Here is an 18,472-nt window from a genome sequence, read left to right on the forward strand (position 1 = left end):
AGTGAAAAACTTTCAGGCGAGGGGAAGGCTGGCCCTTTAAAGGTCGTCCGGCAGCTTTGCCCGAACGCGGGCGGGCACGTGCCATGTGTCGTCGGCAGACAGGATGGTCAGCGCCCCCTTGTGCTCCGAAAACTCGATCGACAGGCCGGCATCCCGAAACGCTTCGGCGCGGGCCAGGAAACGCGGCAATTCGGCAAGGTCGCAAACGAGCCAGTTCCGGCCAGTGCGAAAGCCCTGATTCTGCGTCCGAAGGTCGATCAACGCGGCCCACATATGGCAAACCGGCCGCCAGCCGTCGAACGCATTGTTGAGCGTTTTCGCGCTCCATCCGCGAGGGCTGGCGCCGCGCCCGCGCCCGGAAACTTCGGCGATTGCCGTTTTGCGATTGACCGGCTCATGGTTGGACCATTGCCGAAGAAGTTCCAGAAAAACGCTGCCGGCCCTCAGGCCCTCTCGCCAACTGGCGACGATTGCCGCCTCGACAGGCTCCGATGTTTCGTCACGCGCGCGAGCAAGCAACTCATCGAAAGCAAATTTCGTTTGTAGACTGATGATTTCCAATTTTTCGGGGGACACAGATGCAGCGTCGGGCGCCTTCAAGATGTCCTCTTCCGCTGCGCGTCGGTATCTATCGTAGCGTTCATCAGTCGATATGCGAGCTAGGCGCTCAGCCTGCTCGCGCACGTAGAACAGCAGCAACTCGCTTCTGAATTTTTCATCCTTCGGCGCCAGCATGGCGCGTGTCACTTGCTCCAAGGCAAGCGGACTCACGCCGGCGCGTCCTTCAAAAAATTCTATTTCCGGCATGCGGTCTCGCTCCGCTGTTTCAGCCGCCAGGCGCCCGGCCGCGCTGGCGGCCGGGGCTCGATCGGCATATGTCTTATGCCGCTTCGGCTGCGCGTTTTGTGCCAACCGGCGTAGTTGTCGCGCCGGTCATCTTCTCGCTTGCCTGGGCGAGGATGTAGCGCACAAGGTCGCAAGGTCCGACCTCTTCGCCGCATGTGCCTTCGAGTTCGTTCTCGAGCATAAAAATCGTGTGCAGCAGCGCCCCGGCTGTCCCCTCCAGGTTGCCCCGGAAAGGCGCCTCGAGGCGGTGGATCTTCTCCCAAAACTCGTCCGTATCGCCATGCGAGACGGCAAACGGAAGAGGCGACGGCAGGGGAACCGAATGCAGCACCATGAGCTGCGCCCGCTCGGTCAACATGCGAGCTGCCGGCGTGTCCGGATAGATCGTGGCGAACGCCGCCGCAAGAAGTGGATAATGACCATTTGCCATGACAAGAGCATGGAAATCCGGCTCGTATTTGTAAGCGGCGGCGAAATCGGCATGTGCGGATTTTCCGCCCGCTTCGACGTTTTTCGAAATCGCGTTCATTGGCTTTCTCTCCCTCATTTGCGCCGGCGAAGTGAAATCACTTTAGCCGGTCGCTGGTTGACGATACGGGCAACATGCGCGGCCCAGGCCTCCAGCGCCGCCCGCTTTTCATCGGCATAGGTGTGTCGCTGATAGACGCCGACAATGCCGCCCCTTGAGCCCGACACATGGCCCAGGACGGCTTCCGTAACCTCAAGGCGGATGCCGAGCCGCTGCATTCCCGTGGCGACGGTGCGGCGAATGTCGTGCAGCCGCCAATCGGGCAGCGGCTCAATCTTCGCGCGCGCGCTCCGCTTCGCCGCGTCGGCCTGCCGCAATTCCTCGATCTTGGCATCGAGCGCCTGGCGCGCCTTGGTCCAGCCGGAAATCGGCGTCTTGCCCGTTGTCGTGAACACATAGGCGCTCGGCTTCGTCCCGTTCATCACCTTCGGCACGGCGGCCAGGATCGCGGCGGCCTCATCCACAAGCGGGATGATATGCGCCGCGTCGGCCTTCATGCGGTCGGGCGTGATTTCGAGCTGGCGGCGTTCTGCGGCGATCTCCGCGCGCAAGAGGCCGGCGATTTCCTGTCGCCGCGCGCCCGTCAGGATCAGCAGCCGGATGGCAGGGCCGAAGGGCCAGCCGATCGCTTCGGCCGCGCGCCAGACCAGGCGCAATTCGTCATCGGTCAAAACGCGGTCGCGCCGGCGCTCGCGGCCGGGCTTCGGGAGGTCGGTCATGGGCGAGGCCTCGAGTATCCCGCGCGCCACGCACCAGCGGAACATGCGATGCAGATAGGCATGGACGCGGCGGGCGAGAACGGGCGCCCCTCGATCGGCGATCTTGTCGAGAAGGTCGAGCGCGTCGCGCCGCGTGATCGAGCGGATGTTGCGATGCTTCCAGCGCGGCAGCACGTCGCGCTCCATGACGCGCTTCACTTCGGCATAGGTCCGGTTGCCGGCCTGGTCGCGTTTCAGCCATTCCGCCGCGACGGCGCTCACACTGTCCGCTGCGGCGTCTCTGGCGGCGCGGCGCAGCCCTACAGGGTCAATCCCCCGCTCCGCTGCCTCAACCGCCTGTCCGGCCTTCTCACGCGCCCTGGCGAGCGTCAGGGCGGGCCAGCGGCCAAGCGTCACCCGGCGAAGGCGCCCGCCCACACGGCAGAAGACGACAAACGACTTGATGCCGGTTGCCGACACCCGCAAGGCGAAGCCCGGCAGCGCGGCATCGAAATAATCGACCTGTCCGGAAGCCGGCGGCTTCAGGCGGTCGATCGCGGCGGCGGTCAGCTTCCGTTTCGGCATGTCCTGCGGCCCGGTGAGAACAAGTAGGTAACAGTGAGGTAACACAAATGTGCGGTATGTGTCGTTACCTTACGATACACTTGTTTCATGTGAAACGGCAAGAGTGTTGATGTTTATTGGCCTTTTGCGAAGCCGGATGTTCTGATTTGTTACCCTCTGATCCGCTTGCATTTCCGACTCTTAATCAGCGGGTCCCAGGTTCGAGTCCTGGTGCGCCCACCAAATTTCTCCGAATCATTGGCAGACAGGCGTTTCGGCAGCGCGCGTTGCCCAGACTTTTTCCCAGCCCTCGTCGTGGCTCACGCCGAGCAATTCCTCGAGTGTGATGCAGCGCTCCTCGCCCATGCGGACAAGGAATGAGCGGTTGACCGCGGGGGGCACGAGCTTGTCTCTAGCGCCGGCATAATGGATTTGCGGCAAGGTGGCGAGGTTCTTCGCCCGGTCTGCGGGGTTCAGTGATCCGGTCATGGGCGTCAGCTTGTGCTGGGCGGTGAAGGCAGTGGTATCGAGCGGCGCGGCCACTGTCTTCAGCCAGATCACATCGAAGCGCCGCATGGCGGCAAGCGCGGCGACGACGCCGCCGCCCGAATAGCCCACAAGTGCGATGCGCTCTGCGCCCGCCTTCCGCTTCAACAGGTCGATCGCGTCATTCGATGCGGCGATCACTGCCTCGCTGTAACGCGCGCCGGTCCACAAGTCGCTGTTGCAGCCGCGCGCCGTCTCGCCGCCAGTGAACTGGCAGGGCCGGGCGAGCCATGCGACGGAGGGCGCGTCGTCCAGGGCGGCGAGGCGCAAGGCCAGGGGATTGAGCGGCGTCGGGTCAGCCGACCGCTCGTTTATCCTTTTCCAGGCAAAGCCGTCGCCCTCGATATAGATGACGAGCGTGTCGCTCGCTCCGCCCGTTTTCAGCCGGGCATGGAGGTCGAACTTCGCCGTCTGGATGGTGAGGGGGCTCAAGGCGCCGGCAGCCGCGATCTGGTCGGCATTGATCTTGCGCTCGGCCGGAGTCGCGACGGTGCAGGCGGCAAGCAGCAGGGCGGCGATGACAGCGAGGGCGGGGCGGAGCGTCATGGTCCCATCGGCAATAAAAAAGCACGGCTCCGGAGTGAACCAGAGCCGCGCGATTTTGGATAGCCGAATTGGCCCCGTTTGGACCCGGCGTTCAGGCGCCGGCGGAGAAGCGGCGGCTCTGCTTGGCGCTGTCCTGCTTGCGCTGGCCCTGCTTCTGGCCGTCCGGCTTGCGGCCGGCATTCGGGTTGCCACCCCGTGCTTCCTCGCCGCCTTTCGGCTTGCCGAATCGGCGGGGCTTGCCGGGCTGGTTGCGATTGCCGCCGCCAGCCTTGCGCGGGCCGCCATGGCCCGGACCGCGCGGCGCGCGGGGCTCGCCCGCCGGCACGACGATCTGTTCGCCGAGCCATTCGGTCGTGTCGACCACGGTGAGCGGGCGCTTGGTCAGCCGCTCGATGCTGCGCAGATGGCTGCGTTCCGCATTGTCGCAGAAGGACAGCGCGATGCCGCTGCGACCGGCGCGCGCGGTGCGTCCGATACGGTGGACATAGCTTTCCGGTTCGTTCGGCAGTTCGTAGTTGATGACATGGGTGATGTCGGCCACGTCGATGCCGCGCGCGGCAATGTCGGTCGCCACGAGAACGCGCGCCTTGCCATTGCGGAAATTGTCGAGCGCACGCTGGCGGGCGCCCTGCGATTTGTTGCCGTGGATCGCTTCAGCGACAACGCCCGACTTGTCGAGCTGCTCGCTGACGCGGTTCGCACAATGCTTGGTGCGCGTGAAGACGATGACGCGCGACAGGTCCGCATCGTCAAGGAGCTTTGCCAGAAGCTCGCGCTTCTTCTTGCCATCCACATGCATCACGCGCTGGTCGATCTTGTCGACGGTCACGACCTCGGGCGTCACTTCCACGCGAACGGGGTCATTCAGGATTTCGGCCGCGAGATGCTCGATCGTCTTCGGCATGGTGGCCGAGAAGAGGAGCGACTGGCGTTGCTTCGGCAGCGTTGCAACGATCTTCTGCACGTCGCGTACGAAGCCCATGTCGAGCATGCGGTCGGCCTCGTCGAGTACCAGCACCGAGGTGCGGCGAAGATCGACATGCTTCTGGTTCATCAGGTCGAGCAGTCGGCCCGGCGTTGCCACCAGCACATCGACGCCGCCCGACATGGCGCGCACCTGACGGAACTGGTTGACGCCACCGAAGATTGCGGTGTGGCGCAGCTTCAGGTTGCGGCCATAGGTTTCGACGCTCTTGGCGATCTGCACCACGAGTTCGCGCGTCGGCGCGAGAATGAGCGCGCGGGCCTGCTTCGGCTGGCGCTTTTCAAAATTTTCCGACAGGTGCTGCAGGATCGGCAGGGTGAAGGCGGCCGTCTTGCCGGTGCCCGTCTGGGCAAGGCCAAGCAGGTCGCGGCCTTCGAGAAGGGCGGGAATGGCCTGGGCCTGAATGGGGGTCGGGTGAGTGTAATTCTGGTCCGAGAGAGCGCGGGTCAGCGGTTCGGCAACGCCGAGATCCGCAAAGGTCTTGTTCGTCATCTACTCAAGTTCTTTCAAGTCAACGTCGTGCGCCCGGCCACTGTGGCCGGTGCTTTAACGCGGGTTCTTGCCGCGTTCCAACGCGCTTGGAATCGGGAAGGGTTAAATTGTTTCGGGATCAGGCGGTGCCGGAGGCAGCGCAAAGCGCGCACACGAAAACAACTGGCTGTGACATGGGGCTTTTTCGGGGAAATGTCAAGCAGGAACAGGTTGTTGAAAGATTAGTGAAGGGGGGCGAGGCGGATTGTCGCGGGCGATTCCAGTGGGCATGATCGTCGCCGCACGAAACCTGATACGGAAAATTCGATGATAACTGCCTATGTGCCGGTCAATGGCACCCTGACCCCCGTTGAGGTCGAAGTGGGATCCGCCATTCCGGCCGATGCGGTCTGGATCGATCTTCTTCAGCCGACTGAGGAAGAAATGGCCTTTGTCGATGTGAAGTTCAGCCTTGATGTGCCGACAGAGGAGGATATGCAGGAGATCGAGGTATCGAGCCGCCTTTATGTCGAAGACGAAGCCGTCTACATGACGGCGACCATGGTAACGCAGGCCGATACGCCGATGCCGCAGGTCGTGCCTGTCACATTCGTTCTTGCCGGGCACCGGTTGTTGACCCTTCGCTATGCCGAGCCCACGCCGTTCCGCCATTTTGCGGCCGAAGCGCGGCGGCACAGCCTGGCTTGCGCCAGCGGCGAGGAGGTTCTGGCCGGCCTTCTCGATGCCATAACCGACCGAATTGCCGACATTCTCGAGAGAATTCAGTCCGACATCGACGGCTTGTCGCATGAAATATTCGGGCAGCGAGGAGGCAAGCAGAAGCGCAATTACGACGACATCTTGCGGCGCATCGGCCGCAGCCATTCGCTTACATCCCAGCTTCGCGAGAGCCTTGTCAGCTTTGTCAGGATGGTCAGTTTCATTGCGCGTCCGTCGACGGAAAAACGGCCGAAATCGACCGAGCGCGCCTTCAAGACGATTTCGCGCGACCTGACGTCGCTCAGCGATCATGCGAGCTTCATCGCCAACAATACGAGCTTCATCCTCAATGCGACGCTCGGCCTGATCAGCAACGAGCAAAGCGGCATCATCAAGATTTTTTCGGTTGCCGCTGTCGTCTTCCTGCCGCCCACGCTGATTGCGAGTATCTACGGCATGAATTTCGAGTTCATGCCGGAACTGGCCTGGCCGCTCGGCTATCCAATGGCGCTTGTCGCGATGGTGTTCTCGGCGGTCGGTCCCTATCTCTTCTTCAAGTATCGCGGCTGGCTATGAGCGGTGTGCGGACCGAGTGGATCTGGATCCGCCATGCGCCGGTGCAGGGGCAGGAGAGCCGCTATTTCGGCCAGCTCGATGTCGCGCCGGAGCCGGTCGATCCGGCGCTCGCAGCAGCCATTGCGCGGCGCCTGCCGGGCGTTGCCGTCTGGCTTTCCTCGCCGCTCACGCGGGCGCGCGTGACGGCGATGGCGCTCAAGCCGGGGGCCGACCCGATCCCCGTGTCGGATTTCAACGAACAGAATTACGGGCTCTGGCAGGGCCGTTCCTACAACGATGTCTATACGGCGAACCGCACGCTCGACTGGGCGTGGCCCGCGGAAATCGTACCGCCCGAGGGGGAAAGCTTTGTCGATGTCGCAACGCGCGTCTATGCCGGTGTCCGCCGCCTGACGGAGCATTATGCGGGGCACACGCTCGTCTCCATCGGGCATGCGAACACGATCCGCGCCGCCATCGCGCTTGCGCTTGAAATCGATCTTGCGACGGCGCTTCGCATCGATATCGCACCGCTATCGGTCACGAAACTCGGGTGTAGGATGGTGGATGGCGAGGTGCAGTGGAGCGTCGGCTGCATCAATCACGAAGTGTGATCCGAGCGAGTGGAATTCAATAATTAGCGTCATGGCCCGGCTTGTCCGGGCCATCCCCGTCTTTCTTCTGTGGTTGTATCAAAGACGTGGATGACCCGCATAAAGCGGGTCATGGCGGTGTGGTTTTTGAGGCCCTACGCCTTCCGCGCTTCCTCTTCCCAGAGCGAAATGCAGTTGGCCACGTGGTGTTCCGCTTTTTCCAGCGCCTCGACGACGAGGGCGATGCGCTTGCCCGTCATCTCCTGATAGGCCGACGCCATGAAGATGCCGCTCGCGTGGGTCTCAATCTCATCGCAGAGGTCCACATCGGCGCCAGCCTTGCGCAGCGCGTCCGCGATCTCCTGCAGGCGTTCCACCGCTTCCACGATGTCGCGCGAGGCGCGGTCGGCCGCTTCCGCCACGGCGGCGAGATCGTCGTTCGATGCGGGGATATTGTGGCGCTCGCCGGGCTTCACGGCAGCGATCGCCGCGCGCGTTTCGCTCATGGCGCGGCGCATCTCCTGCATCTCGTGGTAGAGAAAGCCGTAGCGCGCTTCCGCCGCCGTTTCGCGGGCGAGGTCATAGAGCCGTTCGATGGCGCCGATCACCTCATCCGTGCCGCTCATGCGGTTGCGGCGGGCAAATTCCTGCAGGAACCAGCGCCCGCGCGGTGTTTCCAGCACCGCCCGTTCGATGGCGTCAAATTCGTCCGGTTCGATCCTGATGGTGGCGTTGCTCATTTTCCGGGGCTCCGGGGCATGTCGGGTTCCCGGCATTATCCGGGCCACTGATTGAGCCCCTGTTAACCCGCTTGCCGCCGCCGCCCGGACATGCGAGGGAAGGGCGGAAATCCGATGAAAAGGGCCGGGTCGTGCAGCTTCCCATCGACATAGAGAGCATCAAGGGCTTCATGGATGCCGAAGAGGGCCGCGCGCTCCACGAGGCGGCGCTTGAGGCGTCCCGCCTCGGCCCCGTGCTTGAGATCGGCTCCTATTGCGGCAAGTCCACCGTCTATATCGGCATCGCCTGCCAGCAGAATGGCGCCGTGCTTTATGCGCTCGACCATCATTATGGGTCTGAAGAAAACCAGAAGGGCTGGGAGCATCACGACGAGGCGCTTTACGACGCCGAAACGGACCGGCTCAACACCTTCCCGCTCTTCCGCCGCACCATGCGCATGGCGAAGCTCGAGGATACGGTGGTGCCGCTCGTCGCGCCGTCCGAGGTCGTATCGAAAGGCTGGGGGACGCCACTGGCGATGGTTTTCATCGATGGCGGACATGGCATGGAGCCGGCGCTGACGGACTACCGCCACTGGGCGCCGCGCGTCATGCCGGGCGGCATCCTGGCCATCCACGACGTCTTCCCGGACCCGAAGGATGGCGGCCGACCGCCCTACGAGATCTACAAGATGGCGCTCGCGTCGAACCTGTTTGCGGAAGAGAAGGCCGTGAAGAGCCTTCGGCTACTCCGCCGCCTCGGCTAGCGTCCGCTCGGCGAAGAGGTGTGCGGCGGGTGTGAGGCCTGTAATCGCATCTGTCGCGAGGATGACGGCGGCGGCCGTCCATGCCGGCTTTTCGGCGGGCCATGCCACGTCGTCCGCGAACTGATAGCCCATCCAGTAGGCGCCGCAATCGGCTTTCCACTGATGCTGCCAGGAGAGCATGGCTTCCGCCTCGCGGCGCTGCCCGGCAACGAGGAGTGCCATGGTCAGCTCGGCGCTTTCGGCGACCGTCACCCAGGGCTGGTCCAGCACGCAGCGGCAACCTTTTCCTTCGGCAACGAAGATGTCCCACTTGGAAGCAAGCCGCTTGCGCGCCGCATCGCCGGTGATGACGCCTGCGAGAACCGGGTAATACCAGTCCATCGAATAGCGGTCCTTCGGCTCCCATGTGCGGTCGAAGCGGTGCGGCTTGTCGCGCAGCGCCTCGCCGAGCTTCGCGCGCGCTTCCATGAAATGACGGGAAGGGTGGCCCAGTTCGCGCGCAATCTGCGCCGCGCATTCGAGACTCTTGTAGATCGAGGAGCAGCCGGTGATGAGCGCATCGTCTTCCGGCGTGTGCGGGTCGGCTGCCGCCCAACGAATGTCGCCATGCTCGCTCTGATGCGCGAGCACGAAGCCGATCGCGGCTTCCACATGCGGCCAGATGCCCGCCAGCCATTTCCGGTCGCGGGTGATGAGATAATGGTGCCACGTGCCGGTTGCGATATAGGCGGCGAAATTCGTATCGCGGATCGGGTGGCCCGCGTCCTTTTCCTCGCCGGTGAAGCGCTGCTCTTCCTCGTCGAAGGGCACGGCGGAGCCGAGCTGGCCCCACCACGAGCCGTCTTTCAACTGCGTTTCGGCAAGATAGCGGAAGGCGCGGCGCGCATAATCGATCTCGCCAAGCACGGTGAGGCCCATTGCCGCTTCCGTGTGGTTCCACGGGTCGACAACGCCGCCGTCATACCAGGGGATCGCGCCATTATCGCGCTGCAGTTCGAGAATGCGCGCGCGCGAGCCTTCAAAGAAATTTTCCGGCGGGCGGTCGCCCCAGGTGAGATAGGCCATGCGTTCAAGCCGCTCCCTTCTGGAAGTAGAGAACGACGCTCTTGCCCATCAGCGGCCCCGCGATCTTTTCAAGCGTGCGAGTGAGCCAAGGGCCCTGCAGGATGTCCCATTCGAGGAAGCGTTTGTAGAGATTGACGATCTTCACATCCTCCCGCTTCACGCCGACGGCGCATTTCAGCCACCAGTATGGCGAATGAAGCCCATGCGCGAAATGGCGATGGAAGAACGACAGGCCCCGGCTCTCCACGGCGCCCTTGAGCTGGCCTTCGCGAAAGATGCGGACATGACCGCCCGGCTCGTTGTGATAGTCGTCGGAGAGCGCCCAGCAGACCCATTCGGGCCAGAAGCGGGGCACACTGACGGCCAGCGTGCCGCCCGGCTTCAGGATGCGGTTGATCTCGTTCAGTGCCTGTCCGTAGTCGGGAATATGCTCCAGCACTTCCGAGCAGAGCACCTTGTCGAAGCTCTGATCGGGGAAGGGGAGCGAAAGCGCATTGCCGACGGTGAGCGAGAAGGAACGCTTCGTCTCCGGGTCCATGTCCGGGCAGGAGCCGAAGCCCTCGCGTGTGCGGCGCACATCCTCGAAGCCGAGGTCGAGCCCGACCACGTGGCATTCGGAGTGATAATACATGGCGTGAACATGCCGTCCCGCGCCACAACCGAGGTCGAGCGCGCGTTGGCCGTCCTTAAGCCCGAGCACGTTCAAGTCGATTGTCTGCATCTGCTATTGTCTGCCTGTAAACGTCCACACATTCGCGCGCCGCGCGTTCCCATTTGAATTTCGCGAGAATGCGCTCGCGCCCAGCCTGGCCGTAGCGGGCGCGCATCTCGGGGTCGTCGAGCATCGCGGCAATGGCTTCCGCCAGCGCTGGCGGATTGGAGTGCTGCACTACGATGCCGGCATCGCCCACGACTTCGGGCAGCGAGCCGCCATTGGTGGCGATGACGGGCGTCCCGCAGGACATGGCCTCGCCGCAGGGAAAGCCGAAGCCTTCATAGACCGACGGCGAGACGGCGATGGTCGCCTCGTTATAGATGCGGGTGATGTCGTCGTCGGTAATGCCGCCAACGAATTCCACCTTGTCCATGATGCCGAGCGCCTTCAACTCGTCCGAGGTGTTGCCCTCGCGCAGGCGGCCGATCACCTTGAGTTTCAGGTTCGGGCGCGTCTTGAGCAGCATCGCATAGGCGCGAATGAGATAGATGAGCCCCTTAAGCGGCACGTCGGCGCTGGCGCAGGCGACGATCAGGTCGTCGCGGCGCTTCACCTCCGGCATGGGGCGGAACTGCAGATGGTCGATGCCATGCAGCACGAGCCGCGTCTTCGAGGCGTCGACGCCGAATTCGCGCACCACGTCGCGCCGCGTGCTTTCGGAGACCACGATCAGCGGATCGAGCTGGCGCGCCACCTTGATCTGCATGTTGAGGAAGGAATACCAGCGGCGCTTGAGCAGCTTCAGCTTCAGCGTCTTTGCGTGTTCGATGTCGATGCGCCGGTCCATCGTGATCGGGTGATGGATGGTGCCGACCACGGGCATTCCCATGTCGCGCATCTTGAGCAGGCCCCAGCACAGCGTCTGGTTGTCGTGGCAGACGTCGTAATCGTCGAGCGTGCCGCGGACATAACGCGCCATGCGCTCGCCGAATGTATAGGGCTCGGAGAAGCCGCCGGTCGCATGGCTCCACCATTCGAAGAGGTCGATGGGCGAGGCGAACATCCAGGGGCGGATCGACTTGATCGGATGCGGGTTCGCATAGAGATCGAGCGAGGGCAGCTTGATGAGGCGGACGCGCGGATCGATTTCGGGATAGGGCGGGCCGGAAATCACATCGACCTGATGGCCGAGTTCGGCCAGCGCCTTGGCGATGTGGCGCATATAGACGCCCTGGCCGCCGGTCGTCGGATTGGAGCGGTAGCTCGGCAGCAGGATGCGCAGCGGCCGGTCGCCCTTGATCGCCGCAAGGCGAGGTCCGTCCGGCGCGCGGCGCGCGGCAACGGGCTCTTCCGGCTTGGTTTCAGCGGCCGTATTCCGCTCCAGCACTTGCGACATGCCTCAAGTCCTCTCAAACCTCGTTTGTCCGTGCGGCTCTCCGCAACAAGGCGGTGCCATCCGGGGCTCCCCTGGACGGGCGCGAACCCGGACCCATTCGGTTCCTGCCCTTTTCGGGCGGCGATGTGATGGGCCAGACAGTGAAGGCCCGTGCGCTGCGATGCGCGCCGAGCCGCGCGGATCATACCGGGTTCGTCGCGGTGCAACAACCCGCTAACAAGAATGTAAGCAACGCCCCTGTTCAGTTGATGCTGCGCCTTGGCGGCGGGGAATTTTCGGCCGGTTCCGGTGCCGGTCCCGATTGATGGTGAACCATGAGCCAGCCATTGCCGCTGCGGATGAATACATTGGTTGCGAGCAGGAAATCCTGCCCGATCCGCTCATAGCAGATCACGATCCCCGTGTCCTTGTGGATACCCGCTTTTGCGTGCAGGCACTGAATATCGGGGCTGGCCGGGCCAGTCAGGATTGCATGCCAGCTTTGCAGCACGGCATCGCGCCCCTCGACCGGCGGCCAGCCGGGATGGAGGCAGGTCACGGGCTCCCGGTCGGCCCAGACCGCGCTCATGAGCGTGGTGTCGCGGTCCGCAAAGGCCCGGTAGAAGGTCTCGTTGGCGAAGAGCAGGGCGGCCTGATCTCGGGCGGTGGTTGAGGGCATGGGCTGGCCGTCGGCACTTGAAGACCGGGGCATTTTATCAGCGCCCGGTACGATTTGCATGAGGCCGATTTGTACCCGCCGTCAGACAGGCAGCAGGCGGAACATCAACAGGGGCGCAAGGATGACTGCGACAAGGTTCGAGGTGAACATGGTGACAAGCCAGATATCGGCTGTCCTTCGGAGGCCGTTCGCCGGGTTGCGGGCGACAAGCCAGAAGAGCAGGGGCGTCCACAGCGCGAGGTAGACGATCCCCAGCCAGCGGCTGAAACCGGAAAACTCGAACAGAATCGCCGTCAGCGCAAGCGTTGCCGACCAGACGGCGAAGATCACTCGCGCCTCGGTCAGCGTGAAGACGAGCGCAAGCGACAGCGAATTGATGAAGATGAGCCAGTAGACAGGCCCGCGCAACAGGTCCGGCGCGGCGGCCAGATGCTCGATCAAAGTCATCGCTGCCCTCCCGCCGGACCAAATGACCGAAACCGTTAATTTGGTCATAATGGCCGCAGGCGCGGGAGCGGGCAAGTCACATTCCGGTGAAAGGCCGGGTCTCAGCCAAAGCGGCGCTTCAGCCAGTCCACCATGATGGCGTTAAGCTCTTCCGGCTTTTCCGACTGGGTCCAGTGGCCGCAATCGGCGATCACATGTTTTTCGAGGTCCGGCACATATTGCTCCATGCCGATGGTGAGTTCGGGGCGGAGCACGATGTCGTCAGCCGCCGAGATCATCAGCGATGGCGCAGTGACCTTTTCGACCTGGCCCTCGCTGATTTCCCAGTTGCGGGTGAAGTTGCGATACCAGTTGATGCCGCCCTCGAAGCCAGACTTCTCGAAAAGTTTTGTGTAGTAGGCGAGTTCTTCCGCGTTCAGAAGCTGCTGGCCCGGCCAGGTGCTTTCGTCGGTGTCGAAGCTCTTGGTGAAGGAGAGGTTCTTCTGGTCGGCGGGAAGCTTGTCGTAGTCGGCGAGCTTCATCGCGCTCTTGCGGTACCAGAAGCGCATGGAGCGGGCGACATCCTTTTCGAAGATCGCTTCGGCCACGCCGAATTTCTGGAAGAAGACGATATACATGTCCTCGCCGAAGGCCATGCGCATGGCGGCAATCGGATCCATCGGCCCGCGCGGCATGAAGGGCGTGTTGACTCCGATCACGCCGGACACGCGATCGGGATGGCGCAGCGCCATCTGCCAGACCACGACACCGCCCCAGTCATGACCGGCGAATATCGCCTTGTCGAGCCCAAGCGCGTCGAGCATGCCCGCGAGATCGTCGGTCAGATGGGCGATGTCATAGAGCGGCACCGCGTCCTTGCCCTTCGGGCCGCCCGTGTTTCCATAGCCGCGCATGTCCGGCGCGATGGCGCGAAAGCCCGCGCCTGCGATGGCCGGAAGCTGATGACGCCAGGAATAGGCGAGTTCCGGGAAGCCGTGGCACATAACCACGGGTACACCGCCTTTCGGGCCCTGCTCAAAGACGGCCATCTTGATGCCGTTCGTGCCGACGTAGTGCGGCTCAGGAAAATTCATGGCCGGTCCTCCCACTGGTTTCGAAAGTCGTCTTCTTTGTTCGTCAGGCCGATTTCGCTCGCGCGCGGTCGGCATCAGGGGAAATGCCGAGCGAGCGGTACATTTCCTCGCGGCCGGGGCCGAGCTTCGGCGGGTAGAGATCGGCATTGCGCTTCTTGCCGCGGACCCATGTGCCGAGAACCTTCGTCACGTTGCGCGGATCGCGCAGCCATGTGTTCGGTGCATCGACCATATGGAAGCTCCGCATGAAACTGCGCATCAGCTCCACATCGCCGCGGATCGCGGGCATGATCGCATCTTCCGCGAAGCTCTTGATGATGCGCGCCTTGACGCCCGGCTTGTAGTCGGGATCGAGCGCATTCTTCGCGCGCCGCGTGGCGGCAAGGTCCTGCTTCACCATGTCGTCATAGTGCTGGCGCAGCTCCCTGGCAAGACGGGCATGATATTGCCTGGCGCGCTCGCGCGGATTGTCAGTCCTTGCCAGCGTTTCGCTGAGAGCTTCGGCCGCCACACCCGCGAAGGAACAGCCGCGCCCGTAAAGCGGGTTGGTGCGGATCACGCTGTCGCCGAGCGGGAAGAAGTTGAGCACGCGCGGTTTACCGTCCCTCACCATGTGGCGCCAGCGGCTGATGAGTTCGCCCATGCCGAAGACGCGGCTGACGGGCTTCGAATTTTCCGTCGAGGTCCAGCTTGCGATGCCGGGCAGCATGGCGCAGATCGCATCGAAGGTTTCCGGACGCACGATGGCGCGGCGCATTTCCATCTCGATTTCCGGCACGGCGAGCGTAATCGAAAAGCAGCCATTGTCGGCGGGGAAGACGCCGTACTTGATGAAGCCAAGATCCCCCGCGCCGGGAATTTTCGTGCGCGCGGGTTCGCTCTTGCCATCATGAAGCCGGTAGTGGCGGGTAAAATAGAGAATGCCTGCGCGCTCCGCTTCCTCGGTGATACCGGCACCGCGCTCGTTCAGCCATTCGATCATCTGACTGTTCTTGCCGGCGGCATCGATCACGATGTCGGCCAGCCAGTCTTTCGTCTCGCCATCGGTCTCGACCTTCACGCCGGTGACGCGCAGTGTGCCGCCGGCATCGTGCTCGGTCAGGATGTCGCGCACCAGCGCGCCGGTGACAAAGCGGATTCCCTGCTGCCGGGCGGCATAGCGGCGCAGGATGAATTCGAGCGTCGTGCGGCGGCTCGTCAGGATCGTCATGTCCTTGTCGCCGGGCACGGGCTGATATGTTTCCTTCAGCGACAGGGGCAGGCCTTCTGCGAAGGTGAGTTCGCGGCAGCCTGCCGCCAGCAGTTCTTCCATGAGGTCCGGGTAGTGATCGCGGATCAGGATGTGGAGCCGGGCGAGAAAGGCATGGCTGTGGCGCAGATGGCCGACGCCCTTGCGCTCCCATTTCTCGAAGGCTTCGTCGGCGGAGGTTTCCGGCGGGGGCGGGTCTCGGTCGAGAACCGTCAGCTCGCGGCCAGCGCGCGCCAGTGACAGCGCGGTCCACAGACCCGCAATACCGCCGCCAACAACGAGAATCCGCTCGCTCATGAATAGCTCCCTTGTGCCGTGCCTTGCGAAGGGCATAGCCAAAAACTAGACCTTGGTCTAGTAAAATAGGGAAGGCTCTCGCGACTTTCCAGAGCGGCCCGAGACTCAATGGGCCTTGAGCGAGAATCCCGCCGCGGCAAGGGCCACCCAGCCGATCAGGAAGGCGAGGCCACCAATCGGGGTCACCATCACCAGCGCGCGGCTGCCGGTAAATCCAAGGTAGTAGAGTGTGCCGGAAAAAAGAATCGTTCCGATGACAAAGGCCCAGCCTGCCACCGTGGCGAAGGTGCCGCCGCCCTGTGCGGCCACCCAGGCGACAGCGAGCAGCGCCAGCGCGTGATACATCTGATAGCGCGCGCCGGTTTCAAAGACGGCGATCTCCGCCGGGCCGACTCGCGATTGCAGGCCATGCGCCGCAAAGGCGCCGAGCGCTACCGACAGAAAGCCGCTGATTGCGCCTGCCACGAGCCAGATTTTCATGCGTTTCGTCCTTGCTCCAATCCGACATTAGAAGCAAGGCAGTCTAGGGCACCGGGACGCTGGCAGAAAGCCGGCCGGCATGGCCCGACGAAAAAAGGGACCCGCCCCAAGGCGGGTCCCTCGCATTTCGTGTTCCGCAGTCCGCAGGCTGCCGGTCAGGCCGCTTTGATGGCGCTCAGGAAAGATTCGACCCGGGCGTTCAGGTTTTCCGCCTGCCGCGACAGTTCGTTGGATGCACTCAGAACCTGCTCGGTGGCGGCGCCGGTCGATCCGGCCGCTTCCTTGACGCCCGCGATATTGTGCGTCACTTCCTGCGTACCTTCCGCCGCTTGTTGCACATTGCGGGCGATTTCCTGCGTCGCCGCCTGTTGCTCCTCTACGGCCGAGGCGATGGTCGTCGCGATTTCGGCAACGCGGCCTATGATGTCGCCGATACTGCCCATCGCCGTGACCGCGCCACCCGTTGCCTCCTGAATGGCGGCGATCTGTGCTGTGATACCTTCGGTGGCCTTCGCCGTCTGATTGGCGAGCGACTTGACCTCCGAAGCGACGACCGCAAAGCCCTTGCCGGCCTCGCCCGCGCGGGCCGCCTCGATCGTCGCGTTGAGCGCGAGGAGGTTGGTCTGTGCGGCAATGTCGTTGATCAGCTGCACGACGTCGCCGATCCGTCGAGCGGCTTCCGCGAGGCTCTTCACGGTGTCGTTCGTCTGCATGACCTCATTGACCGCCTGAGCCGAAATCTCGGCGGACTGCGTCACCTGCCTGCCGATTTCGGAAACGGTCGAGGAAAGCTCTTCCGTTGCCGAGGCGACCGTCTGGACATTGCTGGAGGCTTGTTCCGACGCTCCCGCCACGGCGACAGACTGACGCGACGTTTCTTCCGCGATGGCCGACATGTTCTGCGACGTCGCCTGAAGTTCCGTTGCAGCGGAGGAAACCGTTTTCAGAACCGTGCTGACATCCTGATCGAAGGAGGCAGTCAGTTCCTCGATGATACGCGCACGGCGCTGACGTTGCTCCTGCGCTTCGGCCTCCTTGGCGGCCAGTTCCTTCGCCTTGATCATGTTCTCCTTGAACACGAGCACAGCACGCGCCATCATTCCCACTTCATCGCCACGTTCCGTTGCAGGAATTTCGACGGAGTGGTCGCCACTCGCGAGCGTGTTCATGGCGTCCGTCATGGCCGTTACAGGCCGCGTTATGGTGCGGGCGACGAAGACGCCGATTGCCGAGAGCACAACGAGTACACCAAGGCCGATCAGCACCCCCAGGTTGCGCATTTCATTGACCGGTATCATCATTTCTTCGAGATCAATCTCGCCGATGAGGGCCCAGCGGACGCCTTCGAAATCGAACGGCCGATAGACGGAGAGAACCGGCTCGCCACGATAGCCAACGGTGTCGATGATACCCTTATCGCCCGAAAGCGCGGCCCTGACCGAATCCTTGTCGATGCGGGTGTTGAGGATCGTGGAGGTTTCGCTGAAGCGGGAGTCGCTGCGCATCGTGTTGTCGGAGCCGACAAGGTAGGTCTGGCCGGTTTCACCCAGACCGGCCGTCGACTGCATGACCGCGTTTATGCGCTCGATCGGCATCTGGAAGGCAAGCACGCCGAGAAAGCGGCCGTTCTGCATCACAGGCGTTGCGATGAAGCTCGCGGCCTCGCCGCCGCTTGGCGCGTAGGGCGCGAAATCGGCGAAGACGATCTTTCCGGCGGATGCGGCATCGCTCACTGCGCCGAATACCTTGGCGAGGTCGCTGGACTTCCATTCGCCCGACTTCAGGTTGGTACCGAAGTCGTCTTCCTTGAAAGTCGAGTAAACAATATCGCCATTCCGCGAGATCAGGAAGACGTCGTGGTAGCCGCGCAACTCGGCGAACTGACGCAGCCAGGGATGGAAGATGCGATGCGCATCGCTGTAGGCCGAGCCGTCGCCTGCCTGATCCAGCTTGTGCTTCTCGCCCGCCGGATGCGGGTTGCCCCGGATGTAAAGATTCTGCAACGATTGTGCGCCGCGGCCTTCCCGGTTGATCTCGGCGAATCCCCGGTCGAATGCAACCAGAGCTTCCGCGACCGTGGCGTTGCTTGCCGTCACGCGCAGGTCTTCCCTGATGCTGCTCAGATAGGTGTAGAGCGCATCCGCGCGCGCCTCGACCATCGCCTCGTAGCGAATTTCGGCCTCGACATGGAGCGCATTGGCGGACTTGAAATAATTCATCACCCCGAGCGTAACCACGGACAGCAATGCGGCTGCCGCGACGAGTGCCGGAATCTTGATGGCGAGCGACATGTTCGTCACTCGATCGAGAGCCTTCTTCATCGGTAGTTTCCCATTTATCTGCCCGCCGGTGAGATATCCGCATCTTCTTCAAGTGCGGCCGGCATACAGATCCGCGTTCACAATTCTTCATGCGAAGGATTAGCGGGAGGATGATAAGTGAGCTTTAAGCATTGCAATTTTTTCTGGTAAGGATTCGGCAACAAGCTCGCGCCGGGCGCCTTCGACTGGCAAGTGCGCTTACGCAACGTCGTTACCGATTCCTCCTTTTGAATAGACAGTTAGCGACAGTTCGCCGCGTTGTGCCTTGCCTGAAAGACCATAATCATTGTAT

18 protein-coding genes are annotated in these 18,472 nt (G+C 62.9%); 3 read left to right on the forward strand and 15 right to left on the reverse strand.

The annotated features are described in order from the left end of the window. Window positions 1-36: 36 nt before the first annotated feature. From ACK4FH_RS09665 to ACK4FH_RS09685, 5 genes are all read right to left on the reverse strand, one after another. Window positions 37-807: a hypothetical protein gene (locus ACK4FH_RS09665; protein ID WP_409813040.1), complete on the reverse strand. Its 771-nt coding sequence runs from the start codon at window positions 805-807 to the stop codon at window positions 37-39. A 73-nt stretch (window positions 808-880) separates the two neighbouring features. Beyond that, window positions 881-1,375 (reverse strand): hypothetical protein, encoded by a 495-nt coding sequence (locus ACK4FH_RS09670; protein WP_409813042.1) that lies wholly within the window; start codon window positions 1,373-1,375, stop codon window positions 881-883. 14 nt (window positions 1,376-1,389) lie between these two features. Continuing rightward, complete coding sequence (locus ACK4FH_RS09675) at window positions 1,390-2,658, reverse strand: tyrosine-type recombinase/integrase (protein WP_409813044.1); 1,269 nt, start codon at window positions 2,656-2,658, stop codon at window positions 1,390-1,392. A gap of 234 nt (window positions 2,659-2,892) precedes the next feature. After that, window positions 2,893-3,729, reverse strand: a complete 837-nt coding sequence (locus ACK4FH_RS09680; RefSeq protein ID WP_409813046.1) for an alpha/beta hydrolase family protein — start codon at window positions 3,727-3,729, stop codon at window positions 2,893-2,895. 91 nt (window positions 3,730-3,820) lie between these two features. Further along, the gene (locus ACK4FH_RS09685; RefSeq protein WP_409813048.1) at window positions 3,821-5,206 is read right to left on the reverse strand and encodes a DEAD/DEAH box helicase; all 1,386 of its coding nucleotides are present in this window, start codon (window positions 5,204-5,206) and stop codon (window positions 3,821-3,823) included. 306 nt (window positions 5,207-5,512) lie between these two features. On the opposite strand from ACK4FH_RS09685, the gene ACK4FH_RS09690 reads away from it, so the two are divergent. Further along, window positions 5,513-6,481 (forward strand): magnesium transporter CorA family protein, encoded by a 969-nt coding sequence (locus tag ACK4FH_RS09690; protein WP_409813050.1) that lies wholly within the window; start codon window positions 5,513-5,515, stop codon window positions 6,479-6,481. Then, window positions 6,478-7,074, forward strand: coding sequence for a histidine phosphatase family protein (locus ACK4FH_RS09695; RefSeq protein WP_409813052.1), 597 nt, complete (start codon window positions 6,478-6,480; stop codon window positions 7,072-7,074). The genes ACK4FH_RS09690 and ACK4FH_RS09695 overlap by 4 nt, the downstream gene beginning before the upstream one ends. 134 nt (window positions 7,075-7,208) lie before the next feature. Here ACK4FH_RS09695 and ACK4FH_RS09700 read toward each other — a convergent pair whose 3' ends face one another. Further along, entirely contained in the window at window positions 7,209-7,793 is a 585-nt protein-coding gene (locus tag ACK4FH_RS09700; protein ID WP_409813054.1) for a hypothetical protein, read from the reverse strand. Window positions 7,794-7,924: 131 nt separating this feature from the next. Here ACK4FH_RS09700 and ACK4FH_RS09705 point away from each other — a divergent pair, with 131 nt between their 5' ends. Then, window positions 7,925-8,539 carry a class I SAM-dependent methyltransferase gene (locus ACK4FH_RS09705; RefSeq protein WP_409813056.1) on the forward strand — a complete coding sequence of 205 codons (615 nt, stop codon included), beginning with the start codon at window positions 7,925-7,927 and terminating at the stop codon, window positions 8,537-8,539. On the opposite strand, the gene ACK4FH_RS09710 is transcribed toward ACK4FH_RS09705, so the two are convergent. The 9 genes from ACK4FH_RS09710 to ACK4FH_RS09750 form a co-directional block, all read right to left on the reverse strand. Then, the gene (locus tag ACK4FH_RS09710; protein ID WP_409813058.1) at window positions 8,519-9,604 is read right to left on the reverse strand and encodes a prenyltransferase; all 1,086 of its coding nucleotides are present in this window, start codon (window positions 9,602-9,604) and stop codon (window positions 8,519-8,521) included. The genes ACK4FH_RS09705 and ACK4FH_RS09710 overlap by 21 nt on opposite strands. 4 nt (window positions 9,605-9,608) lie before the next feature. Continuing rightward, the gene (locus tag ACK4FH_RS09715; RefSeq protein ID WP_409813060.1) at window positions 9,609-10,325 is read right to left on the reverse strand and encodes a methyltransferase domain-containing protein; all 717 of its coding nucleotides are present in this window, start codon (window positions 10,323-10,325) and stop codon (window positions 9,609-9,611) included. Then, window positions 10,291-11,655: a glycosyltransferase family 4 protein gene (locus ACK4FH_RS09720; RefSeq protein ID WP_409813062.1), complete on the reverse strand. Its 1,365-nt coding sequence runs from the start codon at window positions 11,653-11,655 to the stop codon at window positions 10,291-10,293. Before ACK4FH_RS09720 ends, ACK4FH_RS09715 begins: the two co-directional genes overlap by 35 nt. 241 nt (window positions 11,656-11,896) lie before the next feature. Next, the gene (locus tag ACK4FH_RS09725) at window positions 11,897-12,346 is read right to left on the reverse strand and encodes a nuclear transport factor 2 family protein (RefSeq protein WP_409813064.1); all 450 of its coding nucleotides are present in this window, start codon (window positions 12,344-12,346) and stop codon (window positions 11,897-11,899) included. 48 nt (window positions 12,347-12,394) lie between these two features. Continuing rightward, on the reverse strand, window positions 12,395-12,760 hold the full coding sequence (locus tag ACK4FH_RS09730; protein WP_409813066.1) for a hypothetical protein: 366 nt from the start codon (window positions 12,758-12,760) through the stop codon (window positions 12,395-12,397). 101 nt (window positions 12,761-12,861) lie between these two features. Next, window positions 12,862-13,833 (reverse strand): alpha/beta fold hydrolase, encoded by a 972-nt coding sequence (locus ACK4FH_RS09735; protein WP_409813067.1) that lies wholly within the window; start codon window positions 13,831-13,833, stop codon window positions 12,862-12,864. Window positions 13,834-13,876: 43 nt separating this feature from the next. Continuing rightward, entirely contained in the window at window positions 13,877-15,379 is a 1,503-nt protein-coding gene (locus tag ACK4FH_RS09740) for an FAD-dependent oxidoreductase (RefSeq protein WP_409813069.1), read from the reverse strand. 105 nt (window positions 15,380-15,484) lie between these two features. Continuing rightward, window positions 15,485-15,859, reverse strand: coding sequence for a DUF423 domain-containing protein (locus ACK4FH_RS09745; protein ID WP_409813071.1), 375 nt, complete (start codon window positions 15,857-15,859; stop codon window positions 15,485-15,487). A gap of 155 nt (window positions 15,860-16,014) precedes the next feature. Further along, window positions 16,015-18,180: a methyl-accepting chemotaxis protein gene (locus ACK4FH_RS09750; protein WP_409813073.1), complete on the reverse strand. Its 2,166-nt coding sequence runs from the start codon at window positions 18,178-18,180 to the stop codon at window positions 16,015-16,017. Between the last annotated feature and the right edge of the window lie 292 nt (window positions 18,181-18,472).

It is taken from the genome of Parvibaculum sp. (assembly GCF_046297875.1).
GTDB lineage: Bacteria > Pseudomonadota > Alphaproteobacteria > Parvibaculales > Parvibaculaceae > Parvibaculum.